General features: G+C 70.0%; 16 protein-coding genes and 2 tRNA genes. All 18 read right to left on the bottom strand.

Annotation, left to right across the window (positions count from 1 at the left end):
* Nucleotides 1-38 precede the first annotated feature (38 nt).
* The 18 genes from MIAR_RS09900 to MIAR_RS09985 all read right to left on the bottom strand — a co-directional run bounded on the left by MIAR_RS09900 (nt 39) and on the right by MIAR_RS09985 (nt 18,615).
* Nucleotides 39-1,511: a sodium/solute symporter gene (locus tag MIAR_RS09900; RefSeq protein WP_285634895.1), complete on the bottom strand. Its 1,473-nt coding sequence runs from the start codon at nt 1,509-1,511 to the stop codon at nt 39-41.
* Nucleotides 1,508-1,924: a heavy metal transporter gene (locus MIAR_RS09905; protein WP_285634896.1), complete on the bottom strand. Its 417-nt coding sequence runs from the start codon at nt 1,922-1,924 to the stop codon at nt 1,508-1,510. The genes MIAR_RS09900 and MIAR_RS09905 overlap by 4 nt, the downstream gene beginning before the upstream one ends.
* Nucleotides 1,921-2,649, bottom strand: coding sequence for a LytR/AlgR family response regulator transcription factor (locus MIAR_RS09910; protein WP_285634899.1), 729 nt, complete (start codon nt 2,647-2,649; stop codon nt 1,921-1,923). The genes MIAR_RS09905 and MIAR_RS09910 overlap by 4 nt, the downstream gene beginning before the upstream one ends.
* A complete protein-coding gene (locus MIAR_RS09915) occupies nt 2,646-3,836 on the bottom strand; it encodes a sensor histidine kinase (RefSeq protein ID WP_285634902.1) in 1,191 nt (396 codons plus the stop codon). The genes MIAR_RS09910 and MIAR_RS09915 overlap by 4 nt, the downstream gene beginning before the upstream one ends.
* 32 nt (nt 3,837-3,868) lie before the next feature.
* The gene (locus MIAR_RS09920; protein WP_285634905.1) at nt 3,869-4,105 is read right to left on the bottom strand and encodes a YbdD/YjiX family protein; all 237 of its coding nucleotides are present in this window, start codon (nt 4,103-4,105) and stop codon (nt 3,869-3,871) included.
* Nucleotides 4,105-6,357: a carbon starvation CstA family protein gene (locus MIAR_RS09925; protein ID WP_285634907.1), complete on the bottom strand. Its 2,253-nt coding sequence runs from the start codon at nt 6,355-6,357 to the stop codon at nt 4,105-4,107. The genes MIAR_RS09920 and MIAR_RS09925 overlap by 1 nt, the downstream gene beginning before the upstream one ends.
* Nucleotides 6,358-6,468: 111 nt before the next feature.
* A complete protein-coding gene (locus MIAR_RS09930) occupies nt 6,469-7,863 on the bottom strand; it encodes an aminotransferase class V-fold PLP-dependent enzyme (RefSeq protein ID WP_285634909.1) in 1,395 nt (464 codons plus the stop codon).
* 12 nt (nt 7,864-7,875) lie between these two features.
* Nucleotides 7,876-8,400, bottom strand: coding sequence for a RidA family protein (locus tag MIAR_RS09935; RefSeq protein WP_285634911.1), 525 nt, complete (start codon nt 8,398-8,400; stop codon nt 7,876-7,878).
* Nucleotides 8,401-8,607: 207 nt separating this feature from the next.
* Nucleotides 8,608-11,952 carry an ATP-binding protein gene (locus MIAR_RS09940; protein WP_285634913.1) on the bottom strand — a complete coding sequence of 1,115 codons (3,345 nt, stop codon included), beginning with the start codon at nt 11,950-11,952 and terminating at the stop codon, nt 8,608-8,610.
* A complete protein-coding gene (locus MIAR_RS09945; protein WP_425561573.1) occupies nt 11,949-12,779 on the bottom strand; it encodes a DUF4194 domain-containing protein in 831 nt (276 codons plus the stop codon). Before MIAR_RS09945 ends, MIAR_RS09940 begins: the two co-directional genes overlap by 4 nt.
* Entirely contained in the window at nt 12,772-14,262 is a 1,491-nt protein-coding gene (locus MIAR_RS09950; RefSeq protein ID WP_285634915.1) for a DUF3375 domain-containing protein, read from the bottom strand. Before MIAR_RS09950 ends, MIAR_RS09945 begins: the two co-directional genes overlap by 8 nt.
* Nucleotides 14,263-14,312: 50 nt before the next feature.
* Nucleotides 14,313-15,158, bottom strand: coding sequence for an NAD-dependent epimerase/dehydratase family protein (locus tag MIAR_RS09955; RefSeq protein WP_285634918.1), 846 nt, complete (start codon nt 15,156-15,158; stop codon nt 14,313-14,315).
* The gene (locus MIAR_RS09960; protein ID WP_285634920.1) at nt 15,155-15,481 is read right to left on the bottom strand and encodes a nuclear transport factor 2 family protein; all 327 of its coding nucleotides are present in this window, start codon (nt 15,479-15,481) and stop codon (nt 15,155-15,157) included. Before MIAR_RS09960 ends, MIAR_RS09955 begins: the two co-directional genes overlap by 4 nt.
* Nucleotides 15,482-15,524: 43 nt before the next feature.
* Nucleotides 15,525-16,268 (bottom strand): SDR family oxidoreductase, encoded by a 744-nt coding sequence (locus MIAR_RS09965; RefSeq protein ID WP_285634922.1) that lies wholly within the window; start codon nt 16,266-16,268, stop codon nt 15,525-15,527.
* A gap of 25 nt (nt 16,269-16,293) precedes the next feature.
* On the bottom strand, nt 16,294-16,956 hold the full coding sequence (locus MIAR_RS09970) for a TetR/AcrR family transcriptional regulator (RefSeq protein WP_285634925.1): 663 nt from the start codon (nt 16,954-16,956) through the stop codon (nt 16,294-16,296).
* A gap of 99 nt (nt 16,957-17,055) precedes the next feature.
* Nucleotides 17,056-17,129 (bottom strand) — tRNA-Met (locus MIAR_RS09975).
* A 33-nt stretch (nt 17,130-17,162) separates the two neighbouring features.
* Nucleotides 17,163-17,234: transfer RNA gene (locus MIAR_RS09980), tRNA-Thr, on the bottom strand.
* A 112-nt stretch (nt 17,235-17,346) separates the two neighbouring features.
* A complete protein-coding gene (locus MIAR_RS09985) occupies nt 17,347-18,615 on the bottom strand; it encodes a M23 family metallopeptidase (RefSeq protein ID WP_285634928.1) in 1,269 nt (422 codons plus the stop codon).
* Nucleotides 18,616-18,770 lie beyond the last annotated feature (155 nt).

The following is an 18,770-nucleotide window of genomic DNA, read 5'->3' on the forward strand; positions in this document are numbered from 1 at the left end:
CAGGGCGTGCCGGAGACCCGCCGAAGTACGAGCGACTCTCAGCCGGGGTCGCCGCTGCGCTCCGGCAGGTGCAGGCGTGTGAGATACCACTCCGCGCGGCCCGGGATCCGCCGCCGGTCCCACCGCGAGACCAGCACGATCACCACGACGACCAGCGGGATCGCCCACGCCGCGGGCTGCACGATCCAGGAAGCCGCGGCGCGCGCCTGCGGGTCGAGGGCGATCGACGCGATCAGCGACGCGCCCACCGTGAGCGCGCCCACCAGCATCCCCGCGAGCGCCCCTCGGGCGGTCAGACCGCGCCACCACACGCCGAGCAGGATGACCGGAGTCAGGCTGGTCGCCGCCACCAGGAACACCGTGCCGACGCTCGACACCAGGGCTTCCGGTCCGGTCAGCAGCGCCACGATCAGCGGTGCGACGACGCACAGCACGGCCGACAGACGGAACGACCGCACCGACCCGTCGAAGAGGTCCTGGCTGATCACGCCCGCAAGAGAGACCACCAGACCTGACGACGTCGCCAGGAACGCCGCGAAGGCGCCGGCGACGACGATCGCCGTGACGATGGTGCCGAGCGGCTCGGGCAGCAGCCGGGCGGGCAGCGCCAGAACGACCGTGTCGGCCACCCCCGGGAGCGCCAGATCGGGTGCGGCGACGCGCGCGATCAGCCCGAGCGTGCCCGACACCGCGTAGAACAGGCCGATCATCGCGACGACGAGCACCGTCGTCCGCCGCGCAGAGGCCCCGTCCGGGCTGGTGTAGAACCGCACCAGCACGTGCGGGAGGCCGATCGTGCCCAGCAGCAGCGCGATCATCAGGGATGCCGTCGAATAGGGATCCGCCGCCACCGGCCCCAGCTCCGCGGGGAAGGCGACCACCGGGTCGGACGACGGCTCCCGCCCCGACAGCACGATCAGCATGAGCACAGCCGGAATGGCCAGCGCGCTGAGCTTGACCCAGTAGTGCATGGCCTGCACGACCGTGATCGCGCGCATGCCACCGGCCGCCACGATGCCCGACACGACGACGGCGACGACGACCGCGCCGACCCAGGGCGGCAGATCCGCCACGACGCCCAGCGTCAGTGACGCCCCGTGCAGCTGCGGGACGATGTACAGCCAGCCGATCACCAGCACCAGCAGGCTCGTGACCCGGCGCACGGTGCGGGACTCCAGCCGAGCCTCCACGAAGTCGGGGATCGTGTACGCGCCGCTGCGTCGCAGCGGCGCAGCCACGAACAGCAGCAGCAGCAGATATCCGGCCGCGTACCCGATCGGGAACCAGAACCCGTCCGAGCCGACCAGCAGTACGAGCCCGGCGAGCCCCAGGAACGTGCCCGCGCTGAGATACTCGCCACTGATCGCGGAGGCGTTCCACACCGGTCGGGCGCTGCGGGACGCCACGAAGAAGTCGCTCGTGGTGCGGCTCATCCGCACGCCCATCACCGCCAGCACGACGGTGGCAACGAGTACGAGCACGAACGCCGAGAGATCGAGAACGACGCTCATCCGTCGGCACCGCCCTGCACGGAGTCCGCGTCCGCGAGCATCCGGAATCGGCGCTCGTTGCGCGCCGCGTTGCGGGCGAACACCACCGCGAAGCCCAGGATGATCGGATAGTACGCATACGCCTGCAGCAGCCACGACAGCGGCACCCCGAAGACCGGCAGGTCGATCGTGTTCGCGATGATCATGATCGCGACGGTCAGCGTGAGCGAGACCAGCACGAACCCGATCAGGCAGGCGCCGGCCAGGCGCAGCTGTGCGCGCATCAGATCGGTGAGGAACACCGACTCGACCTCGCGGACCGGCCGCACCGCAGGTGCGGCGCCGCTGGACGCCCGCGCTGCGTCGGCAGAACGGGCCGGAGACTGGAACGAGACCCGAACGCGCGCCGGACGACCGCCGTCGCCGTGACTCATCGGCTGTCCACCTTCACGAGTCGGCTCCGCACCGCGGGGATGAGGCGCCGGCTGACGGGCAGCTCGACCTCGGGCAGCTCCACCACCGGCAGCGGGCCGGTCAGCCGCACTCCCGTGATCGCGTCGGCCTGGACGAGGTACGAGCGGTGGATGCGCACGAAGCCCGCGGCCTCCCAGCGCTCCTCCAGTTCGGAGATCGGGATGCGCACGAGGTGCGTGTCGCCCGCCTCCGTCCACAGCCGCGAGTAGTCGCCCTCCGCCTTCACCCAGCGCACGTCGGCGCGGCGCACCAGCCGTACGGACTGCCCGACCGGAACGGCGACCGTCCCGGTGTCGACGTCGTCGGCGGCCTCCTTCGCCCGTGCGTCGGCGAACACCCGGTCGATCGCGCGACGCAGGCGCTCGGGACGGACGGGCTTGAGCACGTAGTCGAGCGCGTCCAGGTCGAAGGCCGTCACAGCTCCGGCGTCGTCGGCGGTGACGAACACGAGGGCCGGTCGCTGCGCGAATCGTCCCAGCGCCCGCGCGAGATCGAACCCGTCGACTCCGGGCATGTGGATGTCGAGGAAGACGGCCTCGACGGCCTCGCTCGAGAGCATCCGCAGCGCATCGGCGCCGGTGGACGCCGCGTGGATGGCGCCGATCCTGGCATCCGCCTCCAGCAGCGCGACGAGCTCGGCGAGCGCCGGCGGCTCGTCGTCCGCGACCAGCACGTCGATGATCATCGCTCCTCCGTCTCGTGCAGCGGCTGCGACTTCGGGATCCGCATCCGCACCAGCGTCCCCGCGTCGAGGTTCGTCTCGATGATCAGCCCGCCCTCGGGTCCGTACAGCCGGCGCAGACGCGTGTCGACGTTGCGCAGCCCGACGTGCGTGCCCTGCGCGCTCTCCTCGGCGAGCGCGCGCCGGACCGCAGCCGGATCCATGCCGGCTCCGTCGTCCTCGACCGAGACCTCGGTGTGCGTGCTCTCGTCGGCGGCGGCGATGATGATCCGGCCCCCGGATGCGAGAGGCTCGAGCCCGTGTCGGACCGCGTTCTCGACCAGCGGCTGCACCGACAGGAAGGGGATCACGGTCGAGAGGGTCTCGGGGGCGATGCGCAGCTGCACGTCCAGCCGGTCGCCGAACCGCGCCCGCTCCAGTTCGAGGTAGTTGCGGATGCTGCCCAGTTCCTGCGCGAGGGTGGCGAACTCGCCCTTCTTGCGGAACGAGTAACGGGTGAAGTCGGCGAAGTCGAGCACGAGCGTTCTGGCCCGCTCGGGATCCGTGGTGATGAACGAGGCGATCGCGGCCAGCGAGTTGTAGATGAAATGCGGGCTGATCTGCGCGCGCAAGGCCCGCAGCTCGGCCTCGGCGAGGCTGGCACGCGAGGCCTCCAGCTCCGTCAGCGCGATCTGAGCGGCGCACCACTCCGCGACCTGGCCGGTGGCGCGCACGAGCCGTCCGCGCACCTGGTCGGAGTAGGCGATCAGGATGCCGCGGCTCTCGCCGTCCACGGTCATCGGGGCGCCCACCGCCTCGAGGGTCGTCCGATCCTGGGCTCCGGTCCCGGGGAACACCTGCCTCCGGCCGGTCTCCTGCACGCGTGCGGCGATCTCCCGCGATGCCGTCTCCAGTCCTGCGACGGCGCCGTCGGTGGCGACGGAGCCGTCCGGCGCCACGAACGCGACGGCGTGCACACCGAGAAGATTCCGCAGATGCCGGGCTGCGCGCACGAGCTCAGGGCCCTGATCAGCACGGAGCTCGGCGGCGGCGAGGCCGGCGAGGTGGAGCGTGCGGCTCGTGGCCCGCTCGGCCTCTCCGCCGAGATCTCGGGATCCTCGCGCGAAGCGTCGCGCCCACAGCAGTACGAGTGTCAGCAGCCCCCCGATTGCCGCTCCCAGCCCGCCCGAAAGCAGTACCTGGTCGGTCATGCCTTCACCATACGGTCGCCAGCGGGGTCCTGTCAGCAGCACCGCGCCCCGGGGTTCGCATCCTGCGCCGCCATCCGGTCCCGCCAGAACTCGCGTTCGGTGGGGATCGCGGCATCCGGATGCTGTGCCCGGCAGTGCCCGACATAGACGTCGTACGCACGGTCACCCATCAGAGTCGTGAGATACCAGCGGATGCTGGAAGCCCAGCCCCGCACCCGCCGCCAGAAGGCGACGGGTGCGGGGACGGCGTCCACCGGGGACACGGCCATCAGCGGCCATGCCCGGCGCCGACGTCGCGCCACTGCGCTTCGAGCTCGCGCTCGGCGCGCGTGGTGATCAGACCCGCCGGCGCGAAACGGCGGGACGGCTGAGGAGCGTCCTCGCCGTCGTCTTCGGCGCCACGGCGGATCGCCGAGATCGCGACGACCGCAGCGACGATGATCACGACGATCGTGAGCACGACGAACACGATCGACAGCGTGCCCTGCACCGCGGTGTTGCGGATCACGGCCTCGATCACCTCAGGGGCGCCCAGCGCGTCGTCACCGGCGGCCTGCGCGGCTCGGTACTTCGCGTTGTTGGCCCAGTACCCGATGCTCGGCACCGGCGAGAAGATCTTGTACATCGAGGCCGTGATGGTGATCACCGCGGTGAAGACCAGCGGCACGCCGATGATCCACAGCCAGCGCACGTAGTCCCGCCCGCGCTTGGCGACGATGGCGAACACCACGGCGAGCGCGATCGCGGCCAGCAGCTGGTTGGCGATGCCGAACAGCGGGAAGAACGTGTTGATCCCGCCCAGCGGATCGGTGACTCCCAGGATCAGGATGTACCCCCACCCGGCGACCATGATCGCGGTGCAGATCCAGACGCCCGGGCGCCAGCTGTTGTCGCGGAACCTCGGCACCCAGGCGCCGATCGAGTCCTGCAGCATGAAGCGCGCGACACGGGTGCCGGCGTCGACGGCGGTGAGGATGAACAGCGCCTCGAACATGATGGCGAAGTGGTACCAGAAGCCCATCATCGCCGTGCCGCCGCCGATCTGGTGCATGATGTGCGCCAATCCGAGCGCGAGCGTCGGCGCCCCGCCGGTGCGGGAGATGATGCTCTCCTCGCCCACGGCCGCGGCCGTCGACGTGAGCACGTCCGGAGTCAGGCTCGGACCGGTCAGGCCCAGCGAGTTGACGAAGGCCACGGCGCTCTCGGCGGTGCCGCCGGTGAGTGCGGCCGGCGCGTTCATCGCGAAGTAGATCCCCTGGTCGATCGAGATCGCGGCCACCAGTGCCATGATCGCCACGAACGACTCCATCAGCATCCCGCCGTAGCCGATGAAGCGGGTCTGGCGCTCCTTCTCCACCAGTTTCGGGGTGGTGCCGGAGGAGATCAGCGCATGGAAGCCGGACAGCGCACCGCACGCGATCGTGACGAAGAGGAACGGGAACAGCGGTCCGGAGAACACCGGCCCGAGGCCGGTGAACGCGAAGTCCGTGAAGGCGGGGACCGTGATCTCGGGCCGGACCAGGACGATCGCTCCCGCGAGCATCACGATCACGCCGATCTTCATGAACGTGGACAGGTAGTCGCGGGGCGCGAGCAGCAGCCACACCGGGAGGATCGCGGCGATGAAGCCGTAGACGATGATGCCCCACGCGATCACGGAGCGGTCGAGGTGGAACATCGCCTGTCCCCACTCGGTGCCGGCCACCGCGCCTCCGCCGACGATCGCGGCGATCAGCAGCACGAAGCCGATCAGCGACACCTCGGTGATGCGCCCCGGGCGCAGGAACCGCAGGTAGAGGCCCATGAAGAGCGCGATGGGCAGGGTCATCGCGACGCTGAACACGCCCCACGGGCTCTCACCGAGGGCGTTGACGACCACCAGCGCGAGGATCGCGATGATGATGATCATGATGAGCAGCGAGGCGATGATGGCGGCCGTTCCGCCGATCCTGCCCAGTACGTCGCGCGCCATCTGTCCGATGGAGCGGCCACCGCGCCGCATGGAGAAGAACAGCACGGTGTAGTCCTGCACCGCGCCGGCGAGCACGACGCCGACGATGATCCAGATCGTGCCAGGCAGGAATCCCATCTGCGCGGCGAGCACGGGGCCGACCAGGGGGCCCGCCCCGGCGATGGCGGCGAAGTGGTGGCCGTAGAGCACGCGGCGGTCGGTCGGGACGTAGTCCTTGCCGTCCTCCCGGATCTCGGCGGGGGTGGCGCGACGGTCATCGGGTCGCAGCAGGTGCCTCTCGATCACCTTGGAGTAGAAGCGGTAGCCGATGAGGTACGTGCACACCGCGGCGAACACGAACCAGATGGCGTTGACGGTCTCGCCGCGCACGAACGCGAGCATCGTCCAGGCGACGGCGCCGAGCAGGGCGATCGCCACCCAGATCAGGATCTTGGGAAGGGTCCAGCGGGAGTCCCGCCGCCGGTCCTCCTCGGTGACGGCTGTGGGCGGTGTGTCGAGCGCCTGTGCGGCGGAGTGGGTGCCGTCGCCGGCTGCGGAAGGTGTGGTCATGGTCTCCTCCTTGAGACGCGGGCAGGTCGGGTGCGCTGCGAGTGCGCGAGGTCGGGCGACGTTCACGGCCGGCTCATCCGCTGGGCGGATGAGCCGGCCGCGTCGCCGAGGTCAGGCCATCCGCTTGGAGAGCTTCCAGGCGGCGTCGATCATGCGGTCGACGTGCTCCTGCTGATGGAACAGGTGCGTCGAGACGCGCACGGGACGGTGCAGGACGGAATCACCGATGATCGGCACCGCGGTGTTGCGGATCTCGACCCGGTACTCGTCCAGGAGCCGCGCGACGAACTCGGACGACTTGTTCGCGTCCTTCACATCGGCCGGGTTCTGGAACGGGTTGAACCCGGTCAGTGCGCAGGTGAGACGCTGGTCGGACTTCGCCGAGTACAGCGCGTCGATCCCCCACCGCTCGACGATCTGCTCCTTCGCGTAGTCGCCGAGGCCCACGACGTGATCGTGGATGCGCTGGCGCCCGATCTCGTTCCACACCTCGACCGCCTTCTGCACGCCGGCGTTGAGGGCCTTGGTGCCGTTGCCGACGGACTGGAGGTACTTGCCGATGTCCTGCGAGGGGTCGCGGTGCCGCAGGTCGACCGACCCGTTCGTCGGGTACCCCGACGATACGATCGGCCAGAACTCCGGGAGCGGATTCGGGTTCGCGGCCGTGATGCGGTTGCGGATGTAGAGGATGCCGGTGCCGCCGGGTGCGCACTGCCACTTCGCGGCGGATGCCGCGAGGAAGTCGACCCCGAGCTCGCGGAAGTCGTAGTTCATCATCCCGGGGATGTGCGCGCCGTCGACGAGGGTCGTGATCCCGTGCTCCTGCGCCAGCACCGCCAGCTCCCTGATCGGCAGCATCGTGCCGGTGAGGTAGGTGGGCGCGGAGAACATGATCAGCTTGGTGCGGCTGGTGATGCCGGCGCGGAAGAGCTCCACGTAGTCCTCGGCGGTCTGCTTGTCACCGATCGGCAGCTCCACCCGCTTGATGACGACGCCCTGGCGGTCCTGCAGCAGGGCCATCGGGGTGTTGCCGCCGCCGTGCTCGTGGTTGGTCGTCAGGATCTCGTCGCCCTCGCGCAGGTTCAGCCCGAGCAGTGCCTTGGACATGCCGTCCGAGGTGTTGTGCGTGATGACGATCTCATCCTTGTCGACGCCGTGCGCGGTGGCGATCACCTGGCGCACGTCCGCGAAGTCGCTGTACGAGGCCTCGGCATCGCGGGCGACCTGGCGGTGCACGGCATCCACGACGTCCAGCACCTGACGCGGCGGCGAGCCGACCGTGCCGACGTTCATGTAGAGGATCCTCTTGTCGAGCACGAACATCTGCTCGACCTTCCTCCAGAATCCCGCGTCGCCGGCAGCCGGGACGACCGCGGGAAGCGGCGCGGCGGCAGCAGGCTGCGCGAGTCCGAGCGCGCCGAGGCCCGCTGCGCCGACGCCGGCGCCGAACAGCCTGAGGGCACCGCGGCGCGAGAAACCGCTGATCTGCGTGTCATGCGTTTCCATGGTGTTCATCTCCTAGTGGACGGCGATCGCACTGATCTCGACCTTTGCGCCCTGAGGCAGCGCGGCGACCTGGACGGTCGCGCGAGCCGGCGCGGATTCGGTGCCGAAGTACTCGGCGTAGACCGTGTTGAAGGCGGCGAAGTCGTTCATGTCTGCGAGGTACACGGTCGTGCTCACGACGTCGTCGAGCGTCAGCCTCGCCTCTTTGAGCACCGCCCTGATGTTCTTCACCGACAGCGCGGTCTGCTCCGCGATCGACTGGGAGTTGTCGATCTTGCCGACGGTCGGGTCGATGGGCAGCTGCCCCGACACGTAGACCGTCCTGCCTGCGGCGATCCCCTGCGAGTAGGGACCGATGGCGGCCGGCGCGTCGATGGTGTGCAGCACCCGCTTCGAGGAGCTGGAGGAATGATCGGATGGGGACGATGCGCCCTGCGCGGCACCGGCCAGCAGGCTGGTGGACGCGAGGCCCGTGACGAGGATCGTCCCGGCGACCAGGAGGGCCGTTCTTCGGGACCGGGGGGCGAAGTTGAACATCTACTCTCCTTCGAGTCAGACGAGCACCCGGCGTTCTGTGCTCATGCGCGTCATCGCGTCCTGTCACGGTAGGGAGCAACGTCGTCGGGCGGGAGAGTCGCCGGCCGACTGTGCGCGTTCATGCGACGAACGGTGCGATCGGCGCGACCAACGGCAGAGGCCCGGGGGCGCTTCGCTCCCCCGGGCCTCCCCTGTCGCCGCTTCGCGTCAGCCCTCGACGGCCACCTTCGGCTTGGCCCAGGACCTGCCTCGGGTGTCCTTGAGGATCGTGTACTCCACGTCGACGTGCGGCTCGATCGCGCTGTACTTGTCGTTCGGGGCGCCGATCACCAGCTGGAAGCCCAGGCCCCGCCAGGCGCCGATCGCGCGCTTGGTGAAATGCGCGTCGGCCTTGATGAGGGCCTCGTCCATGAACACCGGCGCATAGCGCGGGCGCTCAGCCCCGGCATCCCCCAGCTGGTAGCGCAGCGCGGCGCCGACGATGAACGCGACCAGCTCCTGCGACTCGCCACCGGACTTCTCGCCGATGTGGTCGTACAGGGCGACGTGCTCGCCCGTCGCCGCGACGACGCGCTCCGCCGACACCCGCACGTGGTTGCGCACGTCGATCAGCTCGGCGAAGTCGGGCGCAGTGCGGCGCATGCGACCGATCAGCCTGCTCATGCGGCGGTACGCGTTCTCGCGCTCCTCGTCGGTGGAGGCCGCCTCGATCAGCCCGCGCACCTCGCGCAGGTCGCGGCGGAAGCGCTTGCGCGCTTCGGACTGGTTCTCCCGCGGCGAGATCTGCAGCCGATGATCGTCGTCGTAGAACGGCAGCTCGCGCATGATGCTGTTGATCGGCTCGATGCGCTCCCTGATCTCGCGCACCGACCGGCTCAGCGTCGAGTCCAGGCTGGTCAGATCGTTGCCGGACAGACCGAGCAGGCTGTCGCGCCATTCGCTCTCCAGCTCGTGCAGCCCGCTGGTCTTCAGCGCCTCCAGGATGCCCTCGAATTCGGCGACCGACTCGTCGGGGTCGGGCAGCAGGTTGAGGTTCGGCCAGCGCTCCAGGAAGGATGCCATCAGCTGCCGCATCCGCTCTCGCTGCTCCTCGTACGCCTCGGATGCTGCGCGCCGATCGCCCGCGAGCCGCGCCGCGGCCGTCTTCAGCGCGACGTCGAGTCGCGCGAGGCGGTCGCTGGCGGCATCCTCGGACTCATCGGCGAGGATGAACCGGTCGTCGAGGAACGCGGTCTGGCCGGCATCCAGCTCCATGCCCTCCGCGGCATCGATCACGCGCTGGCAGTCGTCCACGTCGTCGGTCACATCGCCCCAGCGCTCGGCGACCTGGTCGCGCTGCGCGCTCAGCGAACCGATCTCGTCGCGCAGCACGGATGCCTTGAGCTTGAGCGTCTCGGCCTGCTCCTTCAGCTGCGCGATCTCGGGGTTCGCCCCGGTGACCTCAGCCTCGACGGATGCCCAGCGCTCCACCTCCTGGGCCAGGGCGTCGACGTCGATCTGCTCCCAGGTCACGTCCTGGATCTTCGCGAACGCGGTGAGCCGGTTCTCGATGGCATCCATCGCCTGCTCGGCCGCATCCGCGGCATCCGTCGCCGCGACGATCTGCGCATCGAGCTGCTCCAGCTGCCGCTCGAGGTCGTGCAGACGGCGTTCGTTCGAGAACCCGAGCACGTTGTCGCGGTCGTGACCGCCGTGCGCCCCGCGGTTGCCCTGGGACATCTGACCGGTGATGGTGAGAGCCATGCTGTGGGCGGAGAGCTGCGCGGAGGAGTCCACGCAGACGAAGCCGAAGCGCTCGTCGAGGCGCTGCTGCAGCCAGCCCGTGAACGGCGTCGGGCGGAAGTCGAGCCGTCCGGGAAGAGTGCGCCCGTCGGCGCCGGCCGACGTCGCGAGACCGGTGTTCACGCCCTCGTAGCGCAGCCGGATCGGCGTGCGCACCTGGTCGATCGCTGCCCGGAACGCGGACACGTGCTCCGCGTCGATGAGCAGCGTCGTCGCGAATCCGCCGAGCGCCAGGTTGAACGCCTCGCGCCAGGGCTCGAACTCCGTGCGCACCTCGATCAGCTCGCCGACGAACGGCAGGTCTTCAGCATCGAGCCCGGCCGCGCGGGCCAGCAGCATCCGGGCCTCGTGCAGGGGCGAGGGAATGCTGCCGTGCACGGCATCCGCCTTCTGCCGCTCGGCGTCGAGCTCGCCACGACGACGCATCAGCGAGCGCCGCGCGGTCTCGGCGTCGGCGAACGCCGCGCGGGCGGCGCGGCGGGAGGAGTTCTCGCCCTCGGCCTCGTGCGCGGATGCGAGCACCGCCGCGAACTCCTCGGCCGTCGTGGCCGACAGACCGAGCTCGTCGAGCACGGCATCCACCCTGGCCCGCTCGCGCTGCACCTCCGCCAGCCGACGTTCGACCGCCCGCAGCTCGCGCTGCGCGGTCTCGAGGCGATCGCCGCCGGACTGCCGCAGCACGTCGAGCAGTCCGTCTCGCTCCACCTCTGCCGCGTCGACGAGCGCCTTCTTCTCGCGGATGCCGGCGTCCAGCGCGCGCTTCCGATCTCCGAGCTCGCTCTCCACCTCGCGCAGCAGATCGAGCCGGCGCTGCGCGCGCCACAGCGCGGCGCGGGAGTCGGGGTCGGCGAAGTCGCCGATCTCATCGATCAGGCGGGTCTGCTCAGCGGCATCCGCGATCCGCTCCCGGATGCCGGCGATCGGCTCCAGCGCGTTCACCTGCTGCCGCGCGGTGATCATGCTGGTGCGGGTGCTCTCCAGCTCGTCGAAGTGCGCGACCACGGCATCCGCCGTCGCCATCGTCTCGGGCTCCTCGAGCACGAGACGCTTGTACAGGTCGTCGACGGTGGTGATCTGCTGGCCGGCCTGGATGCGGGCGAGCAGGCTCATCGCCTTCGCGCCGGATCCCGCCGCGCCGATGCCGAGCACGGCGTGCAGTCGGGCGGAGAACTCGCGGTCGGTGCCGAGCGTCTCCAGACCGAGCTCACGCAGGCTCGCGTCGCTGAGGCGCTGGGATGCCGCGGATTCGAGCCTGGCCAGGTCGAAGTCGCCGTCGATCGTGGCGCGCACGCGCACCGTGTCCTCGAGGATGCGGGCCCCTGCGGGGATGTACCAGGCGCGGATCGCCGTGAAGCGCGAGTCGTCGTGGTCGCGCCAGGTCATCGCGATGGCGGTCCAGGTGTCCTCGCCGTCGCCGCGCAGCACGCGCAGCTTGGTACCCTCCTCGGTGCGGGACTCGTCGATCTTGCCGCGGCCGTAGGACAGGATGTTGCGCTGCTCGTCACCGCGCGGACGGCCGGTGACGCCGCCGTTGGACGCACCGTTGAAGGGCGTGGTGTGCGGCATCATCAGGGCGATGTAGGCGTCCATCAGCGTGGACTTGCCGGAGCCGGAGCCTCCGCACAGCAGGGTGGCGTTCGGCGAGAACCGCACCCGGTGCGGGCCGCCGTCGTAGCCGCCCCAGTTCACGAGCTGCAGGTCCTCGGCGACCCACTGCTGGCCTCGGGACTCGGCGGGGATCAGGCCGAAGAGCGTGTCGAGCATGGTCATCCGGCGTTCTCCCTCTTCTGCTCCTGCTGCTGGCGGCGCAGCCAGGCGCGCAGCTCGGCGAGCTTCTCGGCACTGAGCACCACCTCGACCAGCGCGCTGATGCGGTAGCGTCCGGTGGTCTCCTCGTCGATCACGCCTTCGCGGTCGAGCCTGTCCAGAGCCGCGCGGATGGCCTTCTGCTGACGCGCGGGGCTTCCATCGGCATCCGTCAGGTAGCTGAGCACGGTCTGCTCGACGTCCTCGATGTCGATGCGTGGGGCGGACTCCCCCGCCGCCGACTCCCGCTGGAACACCGTGCGAAGGTGCACGAGCACCAGCGTCTCGGTGCGGTTGTACGGGGCGTCCTTCAGCAGGATCGGCACCTCGAACTCGTCGGAGCGCACCTGCTGCTTGTACGCCAGGCCTCGGCCGAGGTCGACGACCAGCCGCAGGTACAGGTCGTGCATGCGCGACTCGATGATCTGCTGGTGCTCCAGCAGCAGCTTCCACTCCGCGCGGTTGCCCTCGGCGCTGAGGAAGCGGCGCTGCAGCACGTGCACGAGCACGCGGCGGATCTCGGCGTCGAGCGTGCCGCGGTCGCCGGGGAACAGCTCGTCGAGGTCGTCCTCCATGGCGACGGGCGCGATGAACGGGTCGTCGGGGAGGTCGGCGCCTTCGTCTTCGGCGCTGCCGGGGTCGGCGCTGTCAGCGCGGGAGGTAATCGTCGGTTCCGAGGCCTCGGAACCGACGATCTCCTCCTCGGCTCCGGTCTCGCGGGTGAAGGCGGCGGGTGCGGCTGCATCCGCACCGGCATCGATGCGACCCGGGTCGGTCGTCGTCTCAGGCATCCTGATCCTCCTTGGTCGCGTCGGGCACGGTGGCCGCAGAGCGGGCCGTCACCGCCCCGAACGCGAATCGTCGCGTGGTGCCGTCCGGACGCAGGGTGTCGGCGGTGGAGATCTCGTCGTGCTCGGTCATTCCGTTGCGGTGCGCGATCTCCAGCAGGCCGACCAGGTCGACGGGCCGGCGGGTGTCGTCGGGGGCGTGGGCGAACGCCTCTCCGAGGTCGAACTCTGCGCCGAGCCCGGCGACGAACGCCTCCAGCTCGGCGTAGTGCGGGCCGCCCCACGAGCGGGAATCGGCCTCGAGGTACTCCACGTCGTCGGCATCCGTGAGCGGTGCGGGTGCGCCCGGAGGACGGACGTCGCCGACGGTCTGCCGCAGCCGGCCGAGGTCGATCAGCGGGAGGCTGCGGACGGGGTCGACGGATGCCGATGACGGCGCGTCCTTGGACCATTCGTGCAGTCCGGCGATCACGTCGCGCAGCAGTTCGTCGATCTGCCGGTCGCGCAGCGGGTCGTGGGTCTTCACCTGGCCGGTGATGACGTGGGATGCCCGCCGCTGCGCCGCCAGCACCTCTTCGACGCCGAGTTCCACCCGGCGTCCGATCGCGTCGAACTCGATGCGCTGCGCCGGGTCGAGGAAGCGGGCAAAGGGCTGCGCGAGCAGGCCGTGCAACTGCTCGGTGAGGGCGTCGATGCGGTCGGCGTCGCCGATCAGCCGCAGGGCGCCGGCGAAGGCACGGCCCTCCGGCGTGGACTGCATGACGTCCTTGGCGCGCTGCAGGTACTCGCGCAGCACGTCGCCGGTCGGCCGGTCGTCTCGGCGCAGGTGGGAGACGACATCGCGCTGCATCTGCTTGAGCGACTCCGCGACGCGCGTGAAGTCGGCCGGCAGCTCGCGGGCGAGGTGCAGCACGTTCTCGGCCTCTTCGTACAGCTCCTCGTCGTCGAGGGGCACCGCGCCGTTCGCCTGGATGTTGAGGATCTCGGCGTCCAGGGCGTCCCGCTCGGCGGTGAGCCGGGCGATGCGCTTGACCGGATCGGCCTCGGCGTCGTCCGAGAGCCGCTCGACGGCCTCGAGCAGCGTGCGCACCCGTGAGTTGGAGACGCGGGTGCGTCCGCCGCCGGTGCGCCCGGTGATCTCCAGTGCCTCGACGGCGTGCGCGGAGAGCCGGTAGACCTCCACGTCGTCGTCGATCTGCTGCACCAGCCAGCCCTGCTTGGCCCAGGTGCGACACACCTCGCGGCCGGTGCCGGCCGGGATGCGGCGGTCGTCATCGTCGTAGCCGGCGGCCCGCAACTCGTCCAGAGCCTCGGCGACCTCGGCATGGGCATCCGCGATCGGGACGGAAGGCCGGTCGGCGGAGAAGAGCATCGACAGCGCGGCGATCACGAAGGGCGCCTGACGCCCGTGCAGCAGCCCCAGGGTCGGCGTTCTGAACGCTGCCAGAGAGCGGGAATATGCCGCCTCGGCGCGCGTACCAGTCATCCTCACGAGTTTATCGGCCCCGGTGAGCGACGCCGTTCACGGCCGTCCGCTCACGGGTGACGCGGGCGGGGATCCTTCAGCAGGTGCGCGTAGCCGGCACGGTGATCGGGGAACGCGAACCGGAATCCGGATGCCCGCAGCAGGGCGTTCGAGCAGCGCCGAGCTCCCCCGCGCGTGCGCTCCACCTCGCCGGCGGGCGGCTCGGGCATGCCGAGGCGGTCGGCGATGAACCTCAGCACATCGCCGAGCTCGGCGGGGGCGTCGTCGACGCCGAGGTACAGCTGCTCGGGCCTCTGCGGGCGGGTGAGCAGGTGCAGCACGGCGGCCGCCGCATCGTCGCGGTGGATGCGATTGGTCACGGCCGGGGTCCGCGGGATCACGGCTCGCCCCTCGCGCACCTGATCGATCAGCCGCGTGCGGCCGGGACCGTAGATGCCGCCGAGGCGCAGCATCACGGCATCCGTCTCGCTCCCCGTGAAGAAGTCCAGGAAGCGGCGCTCGGCCTCGAGCAGCACGGCGGCGCGTCCCTCGGGCGCCGCGATCGGCGTGGTCTCGTCGACGTCGCCGGAGGTGGAGCCGTAGACGGCGGTGGATGAGACGAGCAGCGCACGCCGGGGCGCGGCGCCGGCAGCATCCATCGACTGCAGCACGTGCTGCAGCCCGGTCAGGTAGGTGTCCTCATAGCCGTCGTCTCGGCCGGGCGCGGCGGCGATCACCAGAAGGTCGGCCCCTGGCCATTCGCAGCCCGCCACGATGTCGACGGCGGCGAACTCGATGCCCGGCTGCGGGCCGGCAGGCGGGTTGCGGCGCCAGCCGATCACCTGCTCCCCCGCCGCGTGCAACCGGAGCCCGACCTCGGTGCCGAGGTCACCGCAACCGAAGATGAGGGCAGTCATCCGCTGATGATCAGGCTCGAGATGAGCCCGTCGCGCAACTCGAACACCATCGGACCGGTCCCGTTGTATCCGTTCCCCGAGACGGTCAGCGTGACGACGAACGCGCCGGTCGCCTCGCCCGGCTCGGCCGAGACGAGCTCGAAGTGCGACTGCTTGCCGATGTTGTCCGTGCGGTCCCAGGAGCGCACGCCGTCTCGACCGTGGAACTCGCGACCCCAGTCATTGAGGTAGGCGTCCGTGGTGAACGCGGCGACGAACGCGTCGGTGTCGCCGTTGTTCGTCGCGTCGATGAAGGCCTGGATGGCGGAGGGAAGGGTGGTCATGAGATGCTCCTCGGTCGGCTGACGGTGACGCTGATGACGGTCTTCACGCCAGACCGCCGTTCGTGAAGATGACCTGGCCGTTCACCCATCGCGCAGGACCGGCGAGGAAGGCGACCGTCTCGGCGATGTCATCCGGCTGGCCGAGGCGCTCGAGGGGCACGGCCTTCGCGAGACCCTGCACGGCCTCATCGCTCTTGCCCTCGAGGAACAGCGGCGTGGCAGTCGGGCCGGGTGCGACGGCGTTCACCGTGATGTCACGGCCGCGCAGCTCACGCGCCAGGATCAGCGAGAGGCTCTCCACCGCCGCCTTGGTGGCGACATAGGGGCCATAGGCCGGGAACTGCGTGCGGGTGACACTGGTGGAGAAGTTGATGATCGCGCCGCCGGCGCGCACTGTCCTGGCTGCCAGCTGCGAGACGACGAACGTGCCGCGCAGGTTGGTGCGCACGATGCGGTCGAAGTCGTCGAGCGAGTAGTCCGCCACAGGGCCCAGGATCATGACGCCTGCGGTGTTCACGACGACGTCGACGCCTCCGAAGGCCTGCGCGACGGCCGCGAAGGCGGTCTGCATGTCCTGCTCGTCGGCGACGTCGCCGCCGACGGCGATGGCCTGTCCGCCGTTTGCGGCGATCTCGGCGACGACGGACTCGGCCTTGGCCTTGTTGCCCGCGTAGTGCACGGCGACGGCGAACCCGTCGGCCGCCAGGCGCGAGGCGACGGCCTTGCCGATGCCGCCGGAGCCGCCCGTCACGAGGGCGACACGGGAGGTCTGGGTGGTGGTGCTCATGATGCTTCTCCTTGTGTGTCTGTGCTCAGGCGAGTCGCTGCAGCCATTCGGCGAGCAGGCTGCGCTCTGCAGGTGTGAACGTCTCGGCTGAGCCGAGGTGGGCGGCGAGCGTGGTGGCCGCTGCTGCGAGAGGGTGGCCGGGTGCGGCATCGGTGATGAGGGCGCCGAACACGGCATCCCGCGTGGCGACGGACGCCGTGGCCTCCGGGTAGCTCTCGGGGCGCAGGATGAGGCCGAGTGCGACGCCGCTGTTCGCCGCCATCACGATGCGGGCGGCTTCGGCGGGCGCGACACGCAGCCGTCCGGCCTCGGCGAGTCGGTTCAGGATGCCCTGGAGAAGCCCCATCGCCTCGGCGAACGCCGCAGGGCGGGTGGCCAGCGACGACGCGAAGACGAGGCGATAGGCATGCGGATGCCGCAGCGCGAACGCCGTGTGGTTGTCCCAGCCGGTCCGCAGATCGTCGAGCGGGTCGGACGAGGGCTCGGCCGCCCGCTTCATCTCGAGATACTCACCCCACACCCGGTCGGCGACGGCGGCGAGCAGGCCGTCCTTGTCGCCGAAGAGCCGGTAGAGCACGGGCTGGGTGACCCCGGCCGCCTCGCACACCGCGCGTGTGGAGATCTCGCCTGAAACCGATTGGGCGAGCAGCTCGGCGGCCTTCGCGAGTATCACTGTTCTCGTCGTCACGTATCAATGATACATCCAAATTGGTATCAGTGATACGGAAGCCCAGAAGAACGCTCGTGATACGACAAAACCCCCGGCTTCACCGGGGGTTTTCATCTGTAGCAGGAGCGGGGCTTGAACCCGCGACCTCACGATTATGAGTCGTGCGCTCTCACCAACTGAGCTACCCTGCCGCAGCGCATCCGCTTCGAAAATCGAATGCTGCGAGCCCCGAGTCAGGATTGAACTGACGACCCCTTCCTTACCATGGAAGTGCTCTGCCACTGAGCTATCGGGGCGTGCTGTCCTCTTCAGGACAACCAGATGAGCTTATCATCCGCGACGGCCAGCCACGAAATCGTGACGGCAGTTCGCGTCGGCCGGGCGTGCCTGCGCGGCAGACGCGAGCCGTCAGTACGAGTACCGGCCCGCGTTCTTGCGCATCCACGCAAGCGGGTCGACGGTCGAGCCGTTGATGATGATCTCGAAATGCAGGTGCGCACCGTAGGAGCGGCCGGTGTTGCCGACCTTTCCGATGGTGTCGCCCACCTTGACCTTCTGGCCGGTCTTGACCGCCAGCGAGCCGTGCTGCATGTGCGCGTAGTGGCTCGTGACGACCTGGCCGTCGATCACGTGATCCACGTACACGGTCACGCCGTAAGCACCGCCGGACTCGGTCGCGATGCGGACCGTTCCGTCGGCGATCGCCTGGATCGTGGCACCTGCGCCGGGCACGAGGTCGATGCCCGCGTGCATGCGGCCGTTGCGCATGCCGTAGGGCGAGCTCATGGCCACGCCGACCATGAACGGCCACTGGATCGCGGCGTTCGGGTCGTTGGTGTAGAGGCTGTTGGAGACGCGCTTGATGCCCTCTTCGGCAGCGACGTCGAGCAGCGAGACCGTGGAGTACTCGCCCTCACGAGCCAGATCCTCGTCCTCCACCGCGGCGGAGGCGACGTAGGCCTGGATCTCGTCGTCGGCGACCTTCTTGGCGGGCGCGGCTGAGGCGACCAGGGATGCGGTCGCGCCGGAGCCGTTGTTCTGCACCGCAGCGACCGCGCTGGCGGGCAGGGTCATGGACACGGCGATCATTCCTGCGACACCCATGACGCCGAGGGACGCGCCCGCGGCGGCGATGCGACGGCGGATGATGCGACGGGGAGCGATGTGAGCAGGCGCCTTGGCCGGGCGACTCGCCTTCGGGGCCTCGGATGCCTGATGCGAGTCCTCCACGGGCGAGAAACCGAAGGCGTCGGATGCCCGGGCGAAGACGTCCTCGTCGGAGGCGGGCGCCGGCTTCGTGACGACGGGCTGCACGGGCGCGGCGACGAACGTCTCGGCGTCGACCGGCGCGGTCGCCTCGGCGAGCACGGGCTCGTCGGTGACGGCGGCCTCAGGGGCGATGACGAACTCCGTCGTGGCGGCCGGGTCGGCTTCGACCGGCGACGCAGCGTCGGCATCCTGCGCGAGCTTCGGCGCCGGCTCGAACAGGGACCGGACGTCCTCTTCGGCGAGCGGGCCGGCAGGCGACGGGATGACCGGGGTCTCGGTGGACTGCGACAGGCGGCGCGCACGGCGGCTCAGCGGAGCACCGGTCACGGCATCGGCCGGGGTGGCGGCATCCGTGGGGGTGACGACCTGCGCGGCGGGCGACATCGCCTGCACCGCATCGGGGGTCATCGGAGTCTCGTGTGCTGCAACGCGGAGCCGGTTGGAACGACGCGTGGGCGCGGCTTCAACCTCAGGACGTACAGGTGACAAGTCAGATCTCTCGGGTCATGTTCAAAGCTCGGGGGCGCTTGGTCACTTCCGCCTTCGGGCGACGAAAGTAACGA

Origin of the sequence: Microbacterium arabinogalactanolyticum, from assembly GCF_030268005.1 — a bacterium.
Classification (GTDB): Bacteria; Actinomycetota; Actinomycetes; order Actinomycetales; family Microbacteriaceae; genus Microbacterium; species Microbacterium arabinogalactanolyticum.